Annotated in this window: 20 protein-coding genes and 2 pseudogenes; 15 read left to right on the top strand and 7 right to left on the bottom strand. The window is 58.7% G+C overall.

Annotated elements, in window-relative coordinates:
- The first annotated feature begins 143 nt into the window (after positions 1 to 143).
- The 6 genes and pseudogenes from AC1DMK_RS30120 to AC1DMK_RS30095 all read left to right on the top strand — a co-directional run.
- Positions 144 to 815, top strand: coding sequence for a response regulator transcription factor (locus AC1DMK_RS30120; RefSeq protein ID WP_477863914.1), 672 nt, complete (start codon positions 144 to 146; stop codon positions 813 to 815).
- Positions 815 to 2,152 carry a sensor histidine kinase gene (locus AC1DMK_RS30115; RefSeq protein WP_477863913.1) on the top strand — a complete coding sequence of 446 codons (1,338 nt, stop codon included), beginning with the start codon at positions 815 to 817 and terminating at the stop codon, positions 2,150 to 2,152. The genes AC1DMK_RS30120 and AC1DMK_RS30115 overlap by 1 nt, the downstream gene beginning before the upstream one ends.
- A gap of 197 nt (positions 2,153 to 2,349) precedes the next feature.
- Complete coding sequence (locus tag AC1DMK_RS30110; protein WP_477863912.1) at positions 2,350 to 2,511, top strand: hypothetical protein; 162 nt, start codon at positions 2,350 to 2,352, stop codon at positions 2,509 to 2,511.
- Positions 2,512 to 2,630: 119 nt separating this feature from the next.
- Positions 2,631 to 3,458, top strand: a complete 828-nt coding sequence (locus AC1DMK_RS30105; RefSeq protein ID WP_477863911.1) for a DUF3313 domain-containing protein — start codon at positions 2,631 to 2,633, stop codon at positions 3,456 to 3,458.
- A gap of 274 nt (positions 3,459 to 3,732) precedes the next feature.
- A pseudogene (locus AC1DMK_RS30100) lies at positions 3,733 to 4,076 on the top strand (ArsR/SmtB family transcription factor).
- A 14-nt stretch (positions 4,077 to 4,090) separates the two neighbouring features.
- Positions 4,091 to 4,732, top strand: a pseudogene (locus tag AC1DMK_RS30095) (MipA/OmpV family protein); the annotation flags it as partial.
- 132 nt (positions 4,733 to 4,864) lie between these two features.
- Here the strand turns inward: AC1DMK_RS30095 and AC1DMK_RS30090 are convergent.
- Positions 4,865 to 5,116 carry a hypothetical protein gene (locus AC1DMK_RS30090; RefSeq protein WP_477863910.1) on the bottom strand — a complete coding sequence of 84 codons (252 nt, stop codon included), beginning with the start codon at positions 5,114 to 5,116 and terminating at the stop codon, positions 4,865 to 4,867.
- A 610-nt stretch (positions 5,117 to 5,726) separates the two neighbouring features.
- Between AC1DMK_RS30090 and AC1DMK_RS30085 the strand changes: the two genes are divergently transcribed.
- Complete coding sequence (locus AC1DMK_RS30085; RefSeq protein ID WP_477863921.1) at positions 5,727 to 5,975, top strand: CopG family ribbon-helix-helix protein; 249 nt, start codon at positions 5,727 to 5,729, stop codon at positions 5,973 to 5,975.
- Complete coding sequence (locus tag AC1DMK_RS30080; RefSeq protein ID WP_477863909.1) at positions 5,972 to 6,262, top strand: type II toxin-antitoxin system RelE/ParE family toxin; 291 nt, start codon at positions 5,972 to 5,974, stop codon at positions 6,260 to 6,262. Before AC1DMK_RS30085 ends, AC1DMK_RS30080 begins: the two co-directional genes overlap by 4 nt.
- Positions 6,263 to 6,308: 46 nt before the next feature.
- On the opposite strand, the gene AC1DMK_RS30075 is transcribed toward AC1DMK_RS30080, so the two are convergent.
- From AC1DMK_RS30075 to AC1DMK_RS30060, 4 genes are all read right to left on the bottom strand, one after another.
- Positions 6,309 to 6,383, bottom strand: coding sequence for an SEC-C metal-binding domain-containing protein (locus AC1DMK_RS30075; protein WP_477863920.1), 75 nt, complete (start codon positions 6,381 to 6,383; stop codon positions 6,309 to 6,311).
- On the bottom strand, positions 6,373 to 7,194 hold the full coding sequence (locus tag AC1DMK_RS30070; protein WP_477863908.1) for a MarC family protein: 822 nt from the start codon (positions 7,192 to 7,194) through the stop codon (positions 6,373 to 6,375). The genes AC1DMK_RS30075 and AC1DMK_RS30070 overlap by 11 nt, the downstream gene beginning before the upstream one ends.
- 345 nt (positions 7,195 to 7,539) lie before the next feature.
- On the bottom strand, positions 7,540 to 7,740 hold the full coding sequence (locus AC1DMK_RS30065; protein WP_477863907.1) for a hypothetical protein: 201 nt from the start codon (positions 7,738 to 7,740) through the stop codon (positions 7,540 to 7,542).
- Between the two features lie 212 nt (positions 7,741 to 7,952).
- Positions 7,953 to 8,708: an SDR family oxidoreductase gene (locus AC1DMK_RS30060; protein ID WP_037062542.1), complete on the bottom strand. Its 756-nt coding sequence runs from the start codon at positions 8,706 to 8,708 to the stop codon at positions 7,953 to 7,955.
- Between the two features lie 99 nt (positions 8,709 to 8,807).
- Here AC1DMK_RS30060 and AC1DMK_RS30055 point away from each other — a divergent pair, with 99 nt between their 5' ends.
- Positions 8,808 to 9,731, top strand: a complete 924-nt coding sequence (locus tag AC1DMK_RS30055) for a LysR family transcriptional regulator (RefSeq protein WP_477863906.1) — start codon at positions 8,808 to 8,810, stop codon at positions 9,729 to 9,731.
- A gap of 293 nt (positions 9,732 to 10,024) precedes the next feature.
- On the opposite strand, the gene AC1DMK_RS30050 is transcribed toward AC1DMK_RS30055, so the two are convergent.
- Positions 10,025 to 10,939 carry a proline iminopeptidase-family hydrolase gene (locus AC1DMK_RS30050; RefSeq protein ID WP_477863905.1) on the bottom strand — a complete coding sequence of 305 codons (915 nt, stop codon included), beginning with the start codon at positions 10,937 to 10,939 and terminating at the stop codon, positions 10,025 to 10,027.
- Positions 10,940 to 10,992: 53 nt separating this feature from the next.
- Positions 10,993 to 11,775, bottom strand: a complete 783-nt coding sequence (locus tag AC1DMK_RS30045) for a LuxR family transcriptional regulator (protein WP_037062539.1) — start codon at positions 11,773 to 11,775, stop codon at positions 10,993 to 10,995.
- Positions 11,776 to 11,901: 126 nt separating this feature from the next.
- On the opposite strand from AC1DMK_RS30045, the gene AC1DMK_RS30040 reads away from it, so the two are divergent.
- The 6 genes from AC1DMK_RS30040 (at position 11,902) to AC1DMK_RS30015 (ending at position 18,392) form a co-directional block, all read left to right on the top strand.
- Positions 11,902 to 12,792 carry a proline iminopeptidase-family hydrolase gene (locus AC1DMK_RS30040; protein WP_477863904.1) on the top strand — a complete coding sequence of 297 codons (891 nt, stop codon included), beginning with the start codon at positions 11,902 to 11,904 and terminating at the stop codon, positions 12,790 to 12,792.
- 51 nt (positions 12,793 to 12,843) lie between these two features.
- Positions 12,844 to 13,782 (top strand): ABC transporter permease, encoded by a 939-nt coding sequence (locus AC1DMK_RS30035; protein ID WP_477863903.1) that lies wholly within the window; start codon positions 12,844 to 12,846, stop codon positions 13,780 to 13,782.
- Complete coding sequence (locus AC1DMK_RS30030) at positions 13,779 to 14,630, top strand: ABC transporter permease (protein WP_477863902.1); 852 nt, start codon at positions 13,779 to 13,781, stop codon at positions 14,628 to 14,630. The genes AC1DMK_RS30035 and AC1DMK_RS30030 overlap by 4 nt, the downstream gene beginning before the upstream one ends.
- On the top strand, positions 14,627 to 16,324 hold the full coding sequence (locus tag AC1DMK_RS30025) for a dipeptide ABC transporter ATP-binding protein (RefSeq protein WP_477863901.1): 1,698 nt from the start codon (positions 14,627 to 14,629) through the stop codon (positions 16,322 to 16,324). The genes AC1DMK_RS30030 and AC1DMK_RS30025 overlap by 4 nt, the downstream gene beginning before the upstream one ends.
- Before the next feature lie 19 nt (positions 16,325 to 16,343).
- Positions 16,344 to 17,858: an ABC transporter substrate-binding protein gene (locus tag AC1DMK_RS30020; protein WP_477863900.1), complete on the top strand. Its 1,515-nt coding sequence runs from the start codon at positions 16,344 to 16,346 to the stop codon at positions 17,856 to 17,858.
- 102 nt (positions 17,859 to 17,960) lie between these two features.
- Positions 17,961 to 18,392, top strand: a complete 432-nt coding sequence (locus AC1DMK_RS30015; protein ID WP_477863899.1) for a hypothetical protein — start codon at positions 17,961 to 17,963, stop codon at positions 18,390 to 18,392.
- Positions 18,393 to 18,552: the final 160 nt, after the last annotated feature.

Raw genomic sequence — 18,552 nt, 5'->3', positions numbered from 1 at the left:
GGCCTCGTCGCACGTCCGGCGACTTGGTTGTTCCCATCGCTAGGCTTCTATAATTGCAGCAACATTACCTGAGCGCGTCTGAGTGTCCGCAATGTTGCCGCAACTTTGGCAGTAGAAAAGGAATGCATGAAAGGGCGTTGGGCATGAGACTTCTGTTGGTCGAAGATGAGAAGGAACTTGCGGACGCGTTGTCGGCGGTGCTGGGCAAGCAAGGCGTCGTCACCGACCACACGATGAGCCTTGCCGACGCCTGCGAGTTGACGCGCCAGAACACTTACGATGCGATCCTCCTGGACCGGCGCCTGCCTGATGGTGAGGGGCTGACTTTCATTCCGAAGCTGAGGCGGGCAGGGGTCGAGACGCCGATCATTGTGCTCACGGCGAGAAACGAGCCGATAGAGCGGATCGAAGGTCTGGACGGAGGCGCTGACGATTACCTCGGCAAACCGTTCCTGATCGAAGAGTTGATGGCACGATTGCGTGCTGTGCTCAGGCGGCCAGTCAATCTGGTGGAACCACAGATCACGGTCGGGCGAATGGTCATCGATCCTTTGCACCTGAATGTGACCATTGACTCCACTCCACTTGAACTTCCTCGACGTGAGCTTTTGGTGCTCCTTGCGCTTGCCAAGCGCAAGGACAAGACCGTTCTTCGATCGACGCTTGAGGCTGCGGTCTATAACTACGAGGAAGAAATCCAGTCGAACGCGCTCGACGCGCATATCTCCCGGCTGCGCAAACGCCTTCTCGACGCTTCGGCGGGGGTCACCGTTCATGCCATCCGCGGCGTCGGATATCTTCTGAAGGAGGAATGATGGCCTCGGAGACGAACTCGAACCCATCCCTCTGGTGGAAGCTGAGCTGGCAACTCAGCCTTGTCTTCGTTGCTGTCGTGGCCGCGGTGATCGTCGGTCTTTGCGTCTATGGCGCGATGATCCTGTCGCCGACTGTCGGGCTACAGGACAGATTGACCGTCGCCCTCAATGAGGCGCTCGTGCGTAATGTGCAAGGACAGCTTATTGTCACGGAGAGCCCTGCTCTTCGTGCATTCAAGGCAGAAAATGATAAGCTTTGGTTTGTGGTTGCGACACCTGAAGGGGTGACGACCTCATATGGTGTGGTGCCGGCGCCTTACGCCGAAATGTCGCGTTACGTTCGGCTGATGAAAGATGCCGATATACGCGGGGCTACGGATATCGATGAGGTTGCCTCGATCGACAGCATCCAGACCACGCTCGGTGAGGTCAGAGTCATGTATGGCGGAAACACAAGCAAAAGTGCGACGTTTCTGACCATGCTGACGAAGACCTATCCTATCTACTTTCCGCTGCTGGCGATCGCGCTGCCCGCCGTATTCCTCACCGTTCCCCGCGTCGTTCGTCGTGCGCTCGCCGGCCTGAATTCCGTGGTCCGAAAGGCACCGGATATCGACCCTCGGCGCGCCGGATCGCGGCTTCCGGTCGAAGAAGTGCCCCAGGAAGTTGTCCCGCTGATCGTCGCCTTCAACAGCATTCTTGGACGTCTTGGAGAGCAGTTCCAGTCGAGACAGCGCTTTCTGATCGATGCGGCACACGAACTCAGAACACCAATCGCTATCATGCAGACACGCATCGAAGGCATGTCGGAGGGACAGGATCGGCGGCGGTTGATGGCCGATATCGCGCGTTTGGGCGAGACGGCCGAACAGCTTCTCGATTTCGAGCGCAGCGATCAGGCGACCGACCTGCATGAGACAGTCGATCTCGTCGAAATCGCGCGCAAGGTCGTGGCTGACCTCGCGCCGCTTGCGATTGCGGCAGGTTATGAGATTTCCTTTGAGAGCGAGGTGGACAAACTCGAGCGGGATGGCAGCCCATCTGCGTTGCCGCGCGCGATCAGCAATCTGGTGCGTAATGCGATCGACCACGGCGGAAACACCGGCACGATCTCGGTCTCCGTCTCGGGAGAGGGCCAGATTGCGGTTTCCGATGAGGGACCCGGGATACCGGCAGATCAACGAGAGCAGGTCTTCGAGCCATTTTACCGCGTTACGCCGCGAAGCAAAGGTGCTGGCCTCGGTTTAAGCCTTGTCAAGCAGATCGTCTCCAATCACCGAGGCCGGGTCACGATCGATAGCGCTTCAACCGGAACCACCTTCAAGGTCCACTTCTGAACATGGTTCTTTGGTGTCGGGCAAAATGAAGATATAATTAGGCTACGGGCTCCGGACTGGCCCGGTGATAGCCGTTCTGCTTCTCTTCCTTCATGGGTGCGCCGGAACCCGATTTCATTGTTTTCACAAGCGTCGCCTCAGCGGCTTCTCAAGGTGTCCAGACTGTTCGGGCCTATGCCGCCACCACGCGGGGCAGAATGACGCCTGTTGCCAATCGCTTTTCCGATCATCTTTCGGTCACGACCAACTACGCCTTCTTCAACTTATCCCTGCTGCCCAATCGCCGCGTCGACCAAATCGAATGGCCGAAGGAAGCCCGACCCTCGCTATCTTTCATCACTGTGAGCGACACCCTGTAATGTTACCGCAATGCTTCGCTCGCACTGTCCCGTACATAGTGATCCTGGCGGAAGGTCGAATAACGTGCACAGCAATAAAATATCTGAATCTAACCTGTTGCGTTTCTGGTGACATGGTGATGCATCGCTTGAGCTTTGCAGGGGTTAGCCTGCCAGTTATTTTGATCATCTCCGGCTGCACATCCGTTCCCTTGAAAGAGGGCGGAACGCTGACGTCTTACAATCAACTCAGTCCCGCCAAGGGCAACTTCACCAAGTCGCGGACTTTCGTGGACGGCCAGGGTCTGGCAACCGTCAAGACCGTCGCGATCGTGCCGGCCACTTTTTCATTCGATGCCTCTTCACGCATCAAGACAGCGCAGGACCGCTCCCTCGTGACGAACGCTCTGGACCGCGCCGTCTGTGTCGCGCTCAGCGACAAGTTTCAACTGGTTCCTGCCGGTCAATCGGCGGACCTGACTGTTCGAACTGTTGTTACCGACATCGTCCCGACCAACAAGACAATGGCCGGTGTTTCGACGGCCGTTTCACTCGGAAGCAGCCTCGCTCTGCCGGTCGGCATTCCGCGTCTACCGGCAGGCCTCGGCGGCTTGGCGGTCGAAGCCGAGGCGATCGACCCCACTGGCGCCCAACGTGCCGCGGTCGTTTGGTCGAAAGGTGCCAATTCGATCACCAACAATGCGCGCGTCTCGGAAGTTGGTGATGCCTACAGCCTTGCGGCGAATTTCGGGAAATACTTTTCACGGATGCTTGTGACCGGCAAGGAACCGAAGGGATTGGACATCTCTCTACCTTCCGGGCAACGCATGCAGTCGGCGCTCGGGGGTAAACCGAAGTATGCAGCCTGCGATGCGTTCGGCCGATCACCCGGCCTCGCCGGTATGGTGGCGGACAAGTTCGGCGCACCCCCGCAATGGACCGACAAACAGCCGAAAGCTGCACCGTAAAAATCAGACCATCATCCCTAATCTACCCTGAGGACCCCATCTCGAACCCTGCCTGGCGTAGATTGACGATCGGGTCCTCCAGCAATCGGCCCGGGTCCTGTCGGGTCGGTAAGACGGGCCGAGTAACGGCCGAACCCCAGGCACGGCTTCGTCCGTCTCCAAATCCGGGGGGCACTTTCGTCTCTGTAATGTTGCGGCAATCCTTCGCTCACAGTGTGTGCTGGTGCTGCAAGTCGGCGGGTGATGTTTCAACGCAATTGGAGGGAAGGACAATATGAAATCCGATCGAATTTCTGGCCATTGCGTGGCGGCCGCCGGTTTCTTGTCGGCGGCGGCAAACGCCAAGCGCATTCAGATCCTTCAGAATCTGGCTGAGCGTGAGTTCTCCGTCAATGAACTGGCAGACCGTATCGGCCTCAGTCAGCGCTTTCGCAGCATCTTTCAAAGCTGCGCAAAAAGCATCTCATCGAAGGTCGGCGTGAAGCACAGACGATTTATTACTCAAGCTCAGCTCCTTCCGTGAAAAAGCTTCTGGCCACCATCGAGGAGATCTGCCTGAAACCCGAGAGCGGCTCGACAAAGGCACAGGGAAATTCCCTTGAGCCAAACACCAATTGACACCCCGTCCTCTCTATATGCCGGAGTACGAGGGTTCTGATAAGTTCGATGTCAACCCGCTTCCAATCTTCTCGGCTGCGTTCGGTGACCGCGTGAGTGTCGATATCACCGGGGTCACTGTCGACCTCTACGAACGGGACGGGTTTCGTGTCGGCGTAAAGGGCGGTTATGAGCTTGGCCGAAAGGACGACGATTCCGACTATCTGAGGGGCCTCGGCGACATCGACGCAGGTGGTGTCATTGGCGGTATCGTCAGCTACGAGCGCGGACCATTCGAGGTTTACGGAACGCTCGACAAGACGATCGGCGGCAGTGACGGCCTAACGGGCACCTTGGGAGCCAAAGCCTCCTACAAGTACGAACGTTTCATTTTCGCGGCTGACGTCTCTGGTACCTGGGCCGACGACAAACACATGGAATCTTACTTCGGCATCACATCTGCTCAATCGGCCAGCTCCGGCTTGGCGCAATATGATGCGAAGGCCGGGGTAAAGCGCGTGGATGTGAAAGGTTCGATCACTTACATGATGACCGAGAATTGGTTGGTGACAGGCGCAGCTGGCGCCGGCTTCCTATTGGGTGATGCGAAGGATAGCCCGATCGTCAAGGATGATGTGCAGCCTTTCGCAATGCTGGGGGTCGCCTACCGATTCTAACTCCCAATGACAAGCCATCGCGGCAGCTGCATAGGCAATCGCGATGGTCGGTATCCGCTGATACAACGGCAACCAATAAACACTAAATAAAAGCTGTCATCATGCCGTGGAGGCGGCTGCGCAGGTGCGAGATTAGATCACCAGTTCCTCACCATCCGGAACAAGCTCGATGCAGCTGACCAGCGTGCGGAGCTTGTCGGCAGCCTGTGCCCGCGTCTCCTCGTTGCCAAGCTGGTCGTGAAGAGCAGCGATCTCCTCGTGATAATACTTCGCCAGATTGGGGTGGAGGAGGGGAGGTGGTTCTTCCGCGCCGAAGAGGAATCCGGTCAGCTCTTTCTTGCGTGCTTCGAGCGCCACCATCTTGCTGATGATGAGCTGGTTCATTTCGCAATCGCGTGATGCCCTTCCTCGTAAATCACAGGCGTAAGTCAATAGACGTCAGGACGTCGGCCACATCGAGGAAGTATGCGAGCATTTGTATTGCGGCACCCGCTTCTGGCTGCGCCGGAAAGTCGCCCGACCCGTCCACCACAAATAGCTCGACCAGTCGGACGGTTGGAAATATCGTTCTCGGCTGATTGGAAGTCAATGTCCCGCCAATTGGAACTTGCGAGGTCGCAATCTGGGAAGATGGATGCCTTCCGGCCGGCAGTTCGCTGCCGGCGCACCCTCTGCAGCGGAGAGACCCGCAACGCCCCCTCAGAATTCGGGTGCAGGTGAGTTTGCCGTGACGGTTTATGGCTCGAGTAGAGGCTTTTGGCACCTGCCGCAGAGACCACAATGTCCAAATACGATCGCAACGCTTGCTCAGCGTCCCGCTTGCAGACTCGTTAGGCCCGGTTGGCGGGCATAAGGGAGCACTTGTCGGGCCACTTCGATCCCCGGCATGGCCGGAGCCTATTCGCCAAACCGAAAGTCTTCTCACATGAGCAGAACCTTGACGAACCGCGTTAGTTCACAAATAATCAAAGTGAACCAAGGAAAGACAGGTGTCATGACTGCTGCATTTACCGTACGTGTTTCGGATGAAACCGCGAGCAAGCTTAGTCAGATCGGGGAAAAGCTGGATCGCTCGCGTGCCTACATGGCAGCCGAGGCCATTGAGGCTTTCGTTGAGCAGCAGGAGTGGCAGCTTGCCGAGATCGAGGCCGGTTTGGCTGAGGCCGATCGCGGCGAATTTGCAAGCGCCGACGATGTGGCGAAGGTTGTTGGGAAGTATGTCAAGTCCGCCCGCCAATCATGAGCGGGATGCGTATTCGCTGGACGCTTCGGGCGTTGCGGCGGCTTGATGAAATCGGCGCTCATATTGAGCAGGACAATCCCGATGCTGCAGCGCGCGTGGTCGCCAGGATCGTGTCGGCTGTGGATATGCTCGCCGAGCTACCTGCAAGTGGGCGACCGGGTCGTATCAAGGGCACGCGCGAAATCGTGCTGGGCGATATTCCTTACATCATTCCCTACCGCGTCAGCGGGGACGTCGAGATACTCACCGTCATGCACGCCCATCAGCGCTGGCCACAGGTTCTCTAATTTCGACAGCAAATCGCTTGCTTGATATCGCGCGGATTGGTTACGCTTATCTACCATGGCAGCGCTTGAACTTGCTCTGGCTAGCGCACCAGCAGGGCTCATTGCGGCCCTTACCGCTCAATCAAACTTAAGCTGTGGAGAATAATTTGCAGGCCAAGGGCTGCCTGGGTAACCCCGAGCACCACCGCCAACACCTGAAGCGAAGTTCCGATCCACCGTAAAATGGTTCCGGCGAATATCATGGCCACCCAGTCCAGCGCTAAAATCAGCAATACGATAGCGGCCACCGTGAGGCCTTCCGTTTGCCGGCCGCCTGCTAACGTCGCGAAGACAATAACGGCGGCGATACCATGTGGAGTTACAATTGTGGGAAAGGCCAAGGGTGTAAGGGCCAATTTCAGATCTGGTTGTTGGCCTGGTTCCGGCGGTTGACAAGACGCGCTGTCGGACTGTTGCAAAATGGTTCGCAGGGCCACAAGAAACAAGATGATGCCTCCGGTCATAGCCAGAACAGGTATTGAGATTTCAAAATTCTCAAGCATCGTGCGCCCAAGAAAGCCTGCGATTGCTAGGGCGGCGCCCGAGAAGAAAATCGCTCTACTCGCGAGACGACACTGGGAGCGATTGCCCCAGTTGCTGGTCATCGTCACAAAGGGCACCAAAATCTTAATCGGACCAAGCATCAGAAAAAGCATGAAGAACATTTTTCTGGCGCCGAACTCGATCTCCGGCATGCTTGTTGTAGCCGACGGTTGCGCAAAGGACTGAACCGGAAACAAGGCTACCGCCATCGCCATAGCGAGATACAGGCGGACTGGCCAGCTACGGTGCTGCCACCGGGGTTTTTCGGGGTTGATTGACAACGACGAGTGAACATAGCCAGCGTAATGCGGGCGAGCCTTGGCGATGAGGGCCCTTATAAACGTCGTCATCGACCAGCCTCCGGCCAGAGTGCGATATCGTCTGCCTAACCTAAAGCCGACGGGCACCGCTCAAGACGTTCGGTTCTGAGTCCAGGGCTGGATAATGTCACTCACAAGCGGCTGCGGCACTATCACACAAATCCGAGTCGAACGGCGGATCGGCGGTTGCCACGGCAAGTTAGGCGCACTCCCACAATCGTGCAATCGCCCGATGGCTATGCTTGCGTTCCGCCGCGGCTGGCTGGTGTCTGGGTCTGAATACCCGATGGCGAAACCATAGACGATATCAAAAATGGTGGCGTTGAGACGTTGGGAAAGGACGGCACGTCATTTCTCTTCGACCGCGGTGACGAATTAGCGTCCCTTGTCGATAAAATAGATGGTTTTGCTGAAAGGAACGAGGATCCGTATGAGGCGACGCTCCTTCATCGCGCTGAGATCGATAACGTGCCTTTCGATAACACGAAGAGCCGTCTCCTCAGTCGCCGCGGACGACACGGTGGCGGAGATGGTTAGCAAAGCAAAGCCAAGCAACACCTTCAGAAACGAGCTCATCGACGCCTCCCTTGCGCCATAAAGCCCCTGGCCCAACATGCGCCGATAATACTCGCACGCACCTCAGGCGTCGGAAACGGTGGCTGGCTGGATATCGCCTCTCCGCCAGTCGCGGCTTGTTCTTCAATGCTGCTCACGGTGTTCTCGCTATAAGACATTTGCCGTGAAAGGCGGCCAGCCGCCGAGGCTGGCCGCTTTCCTGGTGTTGCGGCTCAGACCTGCGCCGTGCCGCCGTCGACGAAGAGTTCCGCGCCAGTGACGAAGCTCGAATCGTCCGAAGCGAGGAAGACGGCCGCCTTGGCGATCTCGTCAGGTTCGCCGACTCGGCCGGCGGGCACCTGGGTCGCCAGATAGTCGAGCAGACCTTTCTGGTTTGCCTCGTCGGGACCGGCCAGGTTGACGAGACCCGGCGTCCGGGTCGGACCGGGGCTGACGACGTTGACCCGGATGTGGCGCTCCTTGAGATCGAGAATCCAGCTCCGCGCGAAATTGCGCACGGCGGCCTTCGAGGCGCTGTAAACGCTGAAATTCGCCGTGCCGGTGATGCCGGTGGTCGAACCAGTCAAGATCACCGAGGCGCCATCGACCAGCAGCGGCAATGCCTTTTGCACGGTGAAGATCAGGCCCTTCACATTGCGGCCGAAGGTATCCTCGTAGTGCTCCTCGGTGATCGCCCCGAGCGGCAGCATGGCGCCACCACCCGCCGCCACGAAGAGCACGTCGATACGGCCCTTGGCGGTCTTCACCGTCTCGAACAACGCGTCGAGATCGGCGAGCTTGGCGGAGTCCGCCTGGACGCCGGTGGCGTTCGGGCCGATCGCCGCAACCGCCGCGTCAAGTTCGGCCTTGCGCCGGCCGGTGATGAACACATGCGCGCCTTCGGCCGCGAATTGCTTGGCGGTTGCGAGACCGATACCTGTGGTCGCGCCAGTGACGACCGCGACCTTACCTTCGAGTTTCTGTGCCATCTGATGATCTCCGTTGGCGTTTCTGTCGCCAACAGAGGTATCGACATGTCTCGATTTCTAAAATAGAAATGACTGCAAACTATCGTTGCAGGAATGTCGATGTCGAGGATGCCGGATTTCGAAGGGTTGGCGATGTTCGCCAAGGTGGCGGAGGAGCGATCCTTCGCCGCCGCTGCCCGCGCCATGGGCGTTTCGGTCGCGACAGTCTCGCGTGGCGTCGCCCGGCTCGAGGAACGCCTGGGTGCCCGGCTGTTCAACCGCACATCCCGTCAACTGGCGTTGACGGATTTCGGGCTTACCTTGGCCGAACGGGCGACGCGGATTTATTGCGAAGCGGAGGATGTGGAGAACGCCGCGCGTGAACTTTCCAGCCGGCCACGCGGGCTCATTCGTCTCGCTGTGCCGATGTCGTTCGGCTTGCGCTGGGTCGCGCCAATTCTACCGCCCTTCTTCCGGCTCTATCCAGAGGTGGCGATCGACCTGCACTTGAGCGATGCCGTGGTCGACCTCGTCGGGGACGGCTTCGACGCCGCGTTGCGTATCGCCGTTCTGCCGGATTCCTCGCTCGTCGCCAGGAAACTGTGCCCGGTCGCGCCCTTAATCGTCGCGTCGCCGGCCTATCTCGCGGAACATGGCCGCCCGATCCGTCCCCGCGAACTCGACGGCCATCACTGCCTCGGTTACGCCTACCGTCCTCGTCAGGACATTTGGCGCTTCTGCAACGCGGCGGGGGAGGAAGAGACCGTTACGCCAACGGGGCCATTGCGCGTCACCAATGTCGATGCCCTGATACCGACAGTACTAGATGGCATCGGCATCGCCGAACTGCCGGAGTTCATCGCGGCGGAATATCTCGCAGACGGCCGCATGGAAGCGATCCTGACGGACTGGACGCTCCCAAGAGGTGCGCTTTATTTCGTTACTCCCTCGGCCCGCGCGCGTCCGGCCAAGGTCGAGGCATTAGCGGATTTCTTGGCTGAACGATTGTCTGAGCCTGTTTGGGCTGCGCATCGCCGAAAGTGAAGCGACGCTGCGCATCGATGAAGCTCAGGCTCGAAATTGTGCCGTGTTCTCATTGCTCCTATCGACTGACCGGTGGCTTGCTATTCGCTATGCGGCGAGCCTGGGAATTGTACGCTCGACCAATCGCAAGAATCGGGTGTTGCGAGACCGCAACCAAACGATCAATCCAAACTCGATAAAACAGCCCGCAGGGTTTTCCCCTCGCGGGCTTTTTGCGTTGCTGATAAGGACGCAGGCGCAAAGCCTGACACCGCAAAAATCCTTCCATACCCTCTGCAAACGCTCTCCGCGCCTCAATCGAAGCGCAAGAGGAAACCAGACACCTTCTCTAAGCAGAGGGCCTTTTCTTCGACATGCGGCATATGACTCGATTGGTCGAATAGTAGCCATTCGCATCCTTTGACCGTATCGACGTAAGGCCTGACGACGAGCGGCGTGGCTTCGTCGTATTTGCCTGAAATCAGAAGCGTAGGAACGTCTATCAGATGCAGGCGGTCTTCGATCGTCCAGTCCTTCATCGTGCCGATGACGTGGAATTCGGTCGGGCCGTTCATGTTGCGGTAAACCGTATTGTCCTCGTCCATAATGGAGAAGGTGCGCGCCACTTCCGGCGGCCATGGCGTGACGCGACAGACATGGCGGTCGTAGAAGACGCGCGACGCCGCGATGTATGCGGGATCGGTGATTGTGCCGGCATTCTCATGCTCGAGCAGTGTGTCCTGCACCTCTTGTGGAAGCTCTTCGCGCAGACGGTTTGCTTCCGCAACCCAGGTGTGCATGTTGGCCGGGGAATTGGCGATCACGAGCGCCTTCAGCCCTTTCGGCTGGCGAACGGCGTGCTCGGCGCCGAGCATTCCACCCCAGGACTGGCCGAGAAAGGCGTACCGATCTTGAATACCCAGGTGGTTCAGGAGCGCGTCCAATTCCTCAAGAAAAAGCGCAGGGGTCCAGAAGTCCGGGCCTTTTTCCGGCAGGCGGGTGGAATTGCCGTTGCCAAGCTGGTCGTAATGAATGACCGGTCGACCATCGATCTCGGTGATGCCCTTGAAGCTGTCGACGTAGTCATGCGTGCAGCCGGGACCGCCATGGGCGACGACAAGCGGCAGCTTGGCGCTGTCGAGCGAACCGGTGATGCGATACCAGGTTCGGTATTCGCGAAAGGGCAGGAAGGCTTCCTTCGACGCAATTGCAGGCACGTGCATCTCCATGTCGTGGCGATCGATGGAAAAGCATAACGTGGCCGAACGGCACGCGGCAGCTATCACAAGTTATAGGATGGTCGATCTTCCAGCAGCCGGTAGTGGGTTGCCCTGACGACAGCCTGGGTCCGGTTCTTTGCGCCGAGTTTCTTGGCTGCAGCGTTGAGATGCATGACGACAGTCGGAACGGAGCGTTCGATGATCCGAGAGATTTCCTTGGCCGAAAGGCCCTCGGCGGAATAGCGCAGGCATTCGCGCTCGCGCTCCGTCAACCTTGCCTTGCCTGTGCTGAACGTCTTCGTATCGAAGAGCGAATAGGCCGTCTCATGGAAGACATGAGCGAGGAGATTGAAATCGGCGATATAACGCAGTGCGTGGCGCTCGAATTCCTGGTTGCCGCCAAAACGCACGCCGGTGATGGTGGCATAGTCGCCGCGTGGCATGTGTACGGGAACAGTGACGCCGGTCGACATATCCCGCTCGCTAAGGTAGCGCGCGACGGGCGCGGTATCTTCCGTCATGAAACGGCGGATCAGCGTGTCGGCGTCCGCATCGTAGTTCCAGAAGAACGGCGTAGAGGTGCGCAGCGCAACCTGCTGAACCGGGTCGATGCGGAAATAGCCGCGATTGAACCAGTAATCGTGCATGTCGTCGGAGATGTTGCGGAGTTTCAACAGCGACGGGATCATGATCGCGCCGTCGAGATCGTAAGGTACCGGCGTATAGTCGTAGATCAACGCCTCGAACCCGATCGCCTTCATTGCCTCGAATATCTGATCGATGCGGCCGTCCAGCGTCTCGTGGTCCGTGAACTGTCGTCTGATCGTGCCGATTTCATCAATCATCACTGGCTCCCAGGCCCGCCGAGCAGCCCATCCTATCACTTCTTATAGCTGGCGCCCGACAGGGTTTGAGGTAAAAATTAGCCGTGCTCAAATATTAAGCAAGCGTTTTCTTTATCGGAGTGGCCCATGTGGCGCGAGATCGAGCCTGATGCTCGACATGAGATCGAAGTCGACGGCCACAAGGTTGTTGCTTACAGCTTCGGCGATGGCCCCGAGACGGTGTTCTGCCTCAATGGCGGGCCTGGGCTGCCCTGCGACTATCTGCGTGAAGCGCACTCCTGTCTGATTGACAGCGGCTACCGTGTCGTCGCCTTCGACCAGCTCGGAACCGGTGCCTCCGATCGCCCGACGGATCCTTCACTCTGGACGATCGGCCGTTATGTCGAGGAAACCGAGACCGTGCGCAAGGCTCTCGCCCTGGGCAAGGTACACATGCTTGGTCATTCCTGGGGTGGGTGGCTGGCGATCGACTACTCGCTGACTTATCCGGAAAACCTGCAGACTTTGATCCTCGAAGACACTGTCGCGGACATGCCGCATCTCATCCTCGAACTTGAACGACTGCGTGCAGCACTTGGGCCAGAAACCGTCGCGATGATGCAGAAGCACGAGGCGCAGGGAACCTACGATCATCCGGAATATCTGGCGGCCGTCACCATTCTCAACTATCGCCATGTGTGCCGTCTTCCGGAGTGGCCGGCTCCTGTGCAGCGATCGCTCGATGACTGGAACATGGGGCCCTACGGCACCATGCAGGGCCCGAACGAATTCCTCTATATCGGCAACCTGAAGGACTGGAACCGCATTCCGGATCTGCCGTCCATGACGGTCCCCACGTTGATTACCTGCGGTGAGCACGACGAATTGACACCGGCCTGCGCACTGAAGATGAAACTCGCCATCCCGAACGCCGAACTGAAGGTGTTTGCCAATGCGAGCCACATGCCCTTCTACGAAAACCCGATGGACTACTATCCGGCACTTCTCGATTTCCTGGCACGCAACGGGTCGAACTGATGCATAAGCTTGTAGACGACAGCATCAGACGACGGAGGCATCGGCATCGCCATGCATCGCTATAGGTTCGTTATTCTAAGGCCCCTGCAGTTCCTGCCGGTCATCGTCGGCATCAGCATCATCACCTTCGTGCTGGTGAGGCTAATCCCCGGCGATCCGGCGCGCGTGCTGCTCGGCGCACGCGCAACGCCGACGGCGATCGCCAATATCCGCGCCCAGTACGGCCTCGATGAGCCGATCTGGCTGCAGTATCTCTATTTCGTCGGAAACCTCGCCAACGGCGAGATGGGAAAGTCGATCCTCTACAAGATCGATGTTCTCAAACTGATCGCGACGCGCATCGAGCCGACGATCGCACTCGTCATTTCGAGCATCGTGCTGTCCGTCGCGATCGCCGTGCCGATGGCGGCGATTGCTGCGCGCAATGCGGGGAGGGCGCCGGATCATGCCGTGCGCATCATCTCCACTTTCGGCATCGGATTTCCGCCCTTTTGGCTCGGCCTGATGCTGATCATCCTGTTCAGCGTCAAGCTCGACCTGCTGCCGGTCTCCGGCTACGGATCGACGATCGGCGACAAGCTCTCGCATCTCATCCTTCCAAGCCTCACCATCGCATTGTCGCTATCGACCGTGCTGACACGCAGCCTCAGAACGGCAATGATCGAGGCTCTGAAATCGGATGTGGCTCGGGCAGCCCGCGCGCGCGGCATGCCCGAGCCCATCGTATTCTGGCGCCATGTGGTGCCCAACTCGCTGGTTCCGACCATCAACCTGCTCGCCGTCAATACCGGCTGGCTTATCGGCGGAACCGTCGTTATCGAGAGCGTGTTTGCGCTGCCCGGCATGGGGCAGTTGCTGGTGCGCGCCATCTTCTCACGCGACTACATGGTTGTGCAGGGCGTCGCCATGGTCTTTGCCTGCGCAACAGTGCTCGTCAACTTCCTCGCCGACATTGCCACCGTCGCTGCCGATCCGCGGGTGAAGCTATGAGTATGATGGCTGTCTCATCCACCGTTATGGGCTGGAGAACGTTCCTGGGCCGGCGTACCATGCTGGCCGTCGGCGCATCGATCCTGCTGTTCTTCATTCTCGTGGCGCTCGCCGCACCTTTGATCGCGCCCTACGATCCGATCCTTCAAGACGGCAATGCGCGTCTTCAATTGCCGTCTCTCCTGCATCCCCTGGGTACCGACAATTTCGGTCGCGATATTCTCTCACGCATCATTTGGGGTGCGCGGATCGACCTGCAGATCGCGGTGATCGGCGTCACTTTTCCATTCCTGATCGGCACAGTCGTCGGCACAGTCGCGGGCTTCTTCGGCGGCATCGTCGATACGGTTTTCATGCGGATCGTCGACATCATCCTTGCCTTTCCCTTTCTCGTGCTGATGCTATCGATCATCACCATCCTCGGACCTGGTCTCGGCAGCTTCTACATTGCCATGGCTCTCGTCGGTTGGGTCTCTTATGCACGGTTGATCCGAGCGCAAATCCTTGTTCTGAAAAATAGCGACTACGCCGTGGCAGCGGTCAGCCTCGGCTTCGGTCGTATGCGGATCATGTTTCGCCATCTGCTGCCGAACGCCATTGCCGGATCGATCGTGTTTTCGATGTCCGATGCCGTGCTCGTCCTGCTCAGCGGCGCCGCTGTCAGCTATCTTGGGCTCGGCGTCCAGCCACCGGTTGCCGAATGGGGCGTCATGGTCGCGGAAGGCCAGAGCTTCATCACCACAGCCTGGTGGATTACGTTGTTTCCCGGCCTTTCCATCGTCTTCCTCGCATTCGGTTTCAGCATTTTCGGTGATGCGCTCGGCGAGTTGCTCGGAGTGCATGAATGAGCGCCTCTGTCCTTTCGGTTCGCGATCTCACGGTCAAGGCGCATCTCGACGGTGAAACGCGCACGCTGCTCGATGCCGTATCGCTCGATCTGGCAAAGGGTGAAATCCTCGGGCTGGTCGGCGAAAGCGGTTCCGGCAAGAGCCTGTTCTGCTGCTCGCTCATCCGTTTGCTGCCATCCTCGCGGTTGAGGATCGAAGGCGGCTCAATCCTCCTCGAAGGGCGAGACCTGACTGCTGTCAGCGATGCCGAAATGCTCGCCATTCGCGGCAGTGAGATCGGCATGATCTTCCAGAATCCGACAAGCCATCTCGATCCGGTGATGCGGATCGGCGATCAGATTGCCGAGGGCATCCRCTACCATCAKGGCCTTGACGGCAGCGCCGCGCGTGCGGCCGCGATCGAGATCCTGTCACAGGTCGGCTTTCCCGACCCGGCTCGCCAATATGACAGCTACCCGCATGAGTTCTCCGGCGGCATGCGTCAGCGCGCCATGATCGGCGTGGCGCTGTCCTGCAATCCGAAAATCCTGATCGCCGACGAGCCGACGACCGCGCTCGACGTGACCATCCAGGCGCAGATCCTGCAGTTGCTGATCGAGCTTCGCGACAAGCGCGGCCTGTCGATCATCCTTATCACCCACGATCTCGGCATCGTAGCGCAAACCTGCGACCGGATCGCGGTCATGCGCAACGGCAGGCTTCTGGAGCAGGGCCCGAAGCGGCAGATCCTGGCGCATCCGCAGCATCCCTACACGATCAAGCTCATTCAAAGCCATCCATCGATGCCAGATGGCGAGCCTTTAGCAAGAGGCGCCGCACTGCCGACGACGGTAGTGAAGCCTATCCTGGAGATCGACGATCTGCATGTGCGCTTCCCGATCGGTGGCAGTCTTTTCAAGGGTAGTACGGCAAGGACCGTCAGTGCCGTCTCCGGCATCAGCCTGCAGATCATGCCTGGCGAGACGGTCGGTATTGTCGGGGAATCGGGCAGCGGTAAGAGCACGCTCGCCCGCGCGATACTGGGGCTGACGCCGATCTTCTCCGGTCACATCATTTTCGAGGGCGCCGATCTGGCCGTGCGGAAAAGCGAGAGCCTGGCGAAGCTCAGGCGCGAGGCGGCCATGGTCTTCCAGGATCCGTTCAACGCCTTGAACCCGCGGATGACCATCGGCCAGACCATTCGCGAGGTGCTTGTCGTGCACGGCAAGGTGTCCAAGGCGGACATCCCCGCGCGGGTCGATGAATTGCTCGATCTTGTCGGGCTTGAGCGCGAGTTCGCAAAGCGAAAGCCGCGCTCCATGAGCGGCGGCCAGTGCCAGCGCGCCGGGATTGCCCGCGCACTTGCCGTAGATCCAAAGCTGATCATCGCCGATGAATGCGTTGCCGCGCTGGACGTGACGATTCAAGCGCAGATCATCGACCTTTTCCGCGAACTGGCGGCGAAGATGAACCTGACTTTGCTGTTCATCGCTCACGACCTCGCCATCGTCCGTAACCTCTGTGCGCGCACCGTCGTCATGTTTCGCGGCGAGGTGGTCGAGGACGGTCCGTCCGAGGAGGTCTTCACGCGTCCCAAGCACGCCTACACCGCTCGGCTGGTGGCGGCGATCCCGGATATCAACCCGGACCGGCCGCTGCTCGGCGATCTTCAAACTGCCGCTGACAACGTCCTGTCCATCAAGTGCATGCCATAATAACGAAGGGAACGACATCATGAACAGCAAGTGGAAATCCATCGGGCTTGCGGCTTTTGCCGCCGCCCTCAGCCTCAGCGCCAGCTTCGCCGAAGCTGCCGGCGTATTGAGCATCGGTCGTCGCGAAGACTCGACCACGTTTGATCCGATCAAGTCGGCACAGAATGTCGACAACTGGGTGTTCTCCAACGTCTTCGACGTCCTCATCCGGGTCGACAAGACAGGTACGAAGCTGGAGCCTGGTCTGGCCGAGAGCTGGACCGTTTCCGACGATGGACTGACTTACACCTTCAAGATCCGCGACGCGAAATTCTCCGATGGTTCGCCTGTCACGGCCGAGGATGCAGCATTCAGCCTTCTGCGTATCCGCGACAACAAGGGTTCGCTATGGAGCGACAGCTACAAGATCGTCGATACCGCCGAGGCGACCGATCCCAAGACGCTGACCGTCAAGCTGAAGACGCCGTCTGCGCCTTTCCTGTCGACGCTGGCGCTTCCAAACGTTTCGGTGCTGTCGAAGAAGGCTGTCGAGGCCGGAGAAGACGCCTTCGCTGAATTGCCGACCGCATCTTCTGGCGCGTTCACCGTCAAGGAATGGCGGCGCGGCGACCGCGTCATTCTCGAGAAGAATCCGAACTTCTGGCAGGCGGACCGCGTCAAGCTCGACGGCGTCGAATGGATCTCGGTGCCTGATGACAATACCCGCATGCTGAACGTTCAGGCAGGCCAGCTTGATACGGCGATCTTCGTGCCCTTTTCTCGCGTCGAGGAACTGAAGAAGAATCCGAACCTCAATGTGTTGATCGACACTTCGACCCGCGAGGATCATCTGCTGATCAACCACGAGCACGGCGCGCTCGCCAAGAAGGAGGTGCGTCAAGCACTCGACATGGCGATCGACAAGAAGGCGATCGTCGATACTGTCACTTTCGGTATCGGGACCGTCGCGAATTCCTTTATTCCGAAGGGTGCGCTCTACTACTATGCCGACAATCTGCAGCGGCCGTATGATCCTGAAAAGGCCAAGGCCATGCTTGCCGAGGCCGGTGCTTCCGATCTCGCACTGAATTACGTGGTGCGCGCTGGCGACGAGGTTGTCGAGCAGACAGCCGTCTTGTTGCAGCAGCAGCTTGCGAAGGCGGGCGTGACGGTCAACATAAACAAGGTTGATGCCAGCCAGGAATGGGACATGCTGGTTGCCGGCGATTACGATGTTGGCGTCAATTATTGGACCAATGACATTCTTGACCCGGACCAGAAGACCACCTTTGTCGTCGGTCATGACAGCAACATGAACTACATGACCCGCTACAAGAACGACAAGGTGAAGGACCTGGTGGCCGCAGCCCGGTTGGAACTCGATCCGAAGAAGCGCGAGGCCATGTATGTTGAAATCCAGAAGACGGCCAAAGACGATGTCCACTGGATCGATCTCTACTACAGCCCATACATCAACGTCTCGCGCAAGAACGTCGAGAACTTCTACCAGAACCCGCTCGGCCGCTTCTTCCTCGAAGATACCGTGAAGAACTGATGAAGCAGCAGCCAGGCGCCTTGGCGCCTGGCTGGATCACCGGGATGGGTGGCTAGGCAGACCGTGTCTGCCTCCACGACCGGCCCCTATGGGGCGATGGGTGTGGACGCCCGTGACGGTGCGATGCTTGCCATCGAGGACAACGTCAAGCGAACAGGTCTTGTCATCGAACCGGTGTTTTATGATCCGGATGCAAGCCTGCAGGCGTATCTCGACGGCGCGCAGCAGATGTTGCCGACAAAGCAGCAGATCGAAGTGATCACCTCGGTCGAGCGCCGTCGTCGCTCGTCTCACGAAGAGAAAGAGTGGCTGGTTTCGGCCTGCCTGGGGCCGAATGCCTGCGTACCGGAGATTGCCCGGTTGGCAGGCAAGATGGGATCAATGCCAAGGCAGATGTTGAGCCGAATTCATTCAGCGCAGTCGCAGAATCGGTTCGGGGGAGGAACCCCGCGCAGCACCTCATCAACCGCCTCTTGCACTTTCAGTGCCGTCAGTAGAGAATCCAGTCATTGCATTTTCGGTATTGCCAAATAAACATAAGGGCGCCTCGCCTTGATCATACTCGACCAACTCGATCATCTGCCCGACAAGAAACGCCGTGAGCTGGCCCGCGTCGTTCAGATTGTCTTTGAAGAATTCGACGATGCTCAGAAAACCAAGCTGTCGGAAAAGGCGCGCTCGGGCCGCATCCTGA

The organism is Rhizobium sp. 05L419 (assembly GCF_056397845.1).
The sequence above is the reverse complement of the archived record's forward strand: the minus strand, read 5'-3'. Positions and strand labels throughout refer to the sequence as shown.

Excerpts from the sequence above, each read along its gene's own strand:
- AC1DMK_RS30120 (WP_477863914.1), top strand. The coding sequence starts at position 144 with ATGAGACTTCTGTTGGTCGAAGATGAGAAGGAACTTGCGGACGCGTTG.
- AC1DMK_RS30115 (WP_477863913.1), top strand. The coding sequence starts at position 815 with ATGGCCTCGGAGACGAACTCGAACCCATCCCTCTGGTGGAAGCTGAGC.
- AC1DMK_RS30110 (WP_477863912.1), top strand. The coding sequence starts at position 2,350 with ATGACGCCTGTTGCCAATCGCTTTTCCGATCATCTTTCGGTCACGACC.
- AC1DMK_RS30105 (WP_477863911.1), top strand. The coding sequence starts at position 2,631 with ATGCATCGCTTGAGCTTTGCAGGGGTTAGCCTGCCAGTTATTTTGATC.
- AC1DMK_RS30090 (WP_477863910.1), bottom strand. The coding sequence starts at position 5,116 with ATGAACCAGCTCATCATCAGCAAGATGGTGGCGCTCGAAGCACGCAAG.
- AC1DMK_RS30085 (WP_477863921.1), top strand. The coding sequence starts at position 5,727 with ATGACTGCTGCATTTACCGTACGTGTTTCGGATGAAACCGCGAGCAAG.
- AC1DMK_RS30080 (WP_477863909.1), top strand. The coding sequence starts at position 5,972 with ATGAGCGGGATGCGTATTCGCTGGACGCTTCGGGCGTTGCGGCGGCTT.
- AC1DMK_RS30070 (WP_477863908.1), bottom strand. The coding sequence starts at position 7,194 with ATGACGACGTTTATAAGGGCCCTCATCGCCAAGGCTCGCCCGCATTAC.
- AC1DMK_RS30065 (WP_477863907.1), bottom strand. The coding sequence starts at position 7,740 with ATGAGCTCGTTTCTGAAGGTGTTGCTTGGCTTTGCTTTGCTAACCATC.
- AC1DMK_RS30060 (WP_037062542.1), bottom strand. The coding sequence starts at position 8,708 with ATGGCACAGAAACTCGAAGGTAAGGTCGCGGTCGTCACTGGCGCGACC.
- AC1DMK_RS30055 (WP_477863906.1), top strand. The coding sequence starts at position 8,808 with ATGTCGAGGATGCCGGATTTCGAAGGGTTGGCGATGTTCGCCAAGGTG.
- AC1DMK_RS30050 (WP_477863905.1), bottom strand. The coding sequence starts at position 10,939 with ATGGAGATGCACGTGCCTGCAATTGCGTCGAAGGAAGCCTTCCTGCCC.
- AC1DMK_RS30045 (WP_037062539.1), bottom strand. The coding sequence starts at position 11,775 with ATGATTGATGAAATCGGCACGATCAGACGACAGTTCACGGACCACGAG.
- AC1DMK_RS30040 (WP_477863904.1), top strand. The coding sequence starts at position 11,902 with ATGTGGCGCGAGATCGAGCCTGATGCTCGACATGAGATCGAAGTCGAC.
- AC1DMK_RS30035 (WP_477863903.1), top strand. The coding sequence starts at position 12,844 with ATGCATCGCTATAGGTTCGTTATTCTAAGGCCCCTGCAGTTCCTGCCG.
- AC1DMK_RS30030 (WP_477863902.1), top strand. The coding sequence starts at position 13,779 with ATGAGTATGATGGCTGTCTCATCCACCGTTATGGGCTGGAGAACGTTC.
- AC1DMK_RS30020 (WP_477863900.1), top strand. The coding sequence starts at position 16,344 with ATGAACAGCAAGTGGAAATCCATCGGGCTTGCGGCTTTTGCCGCCGCC.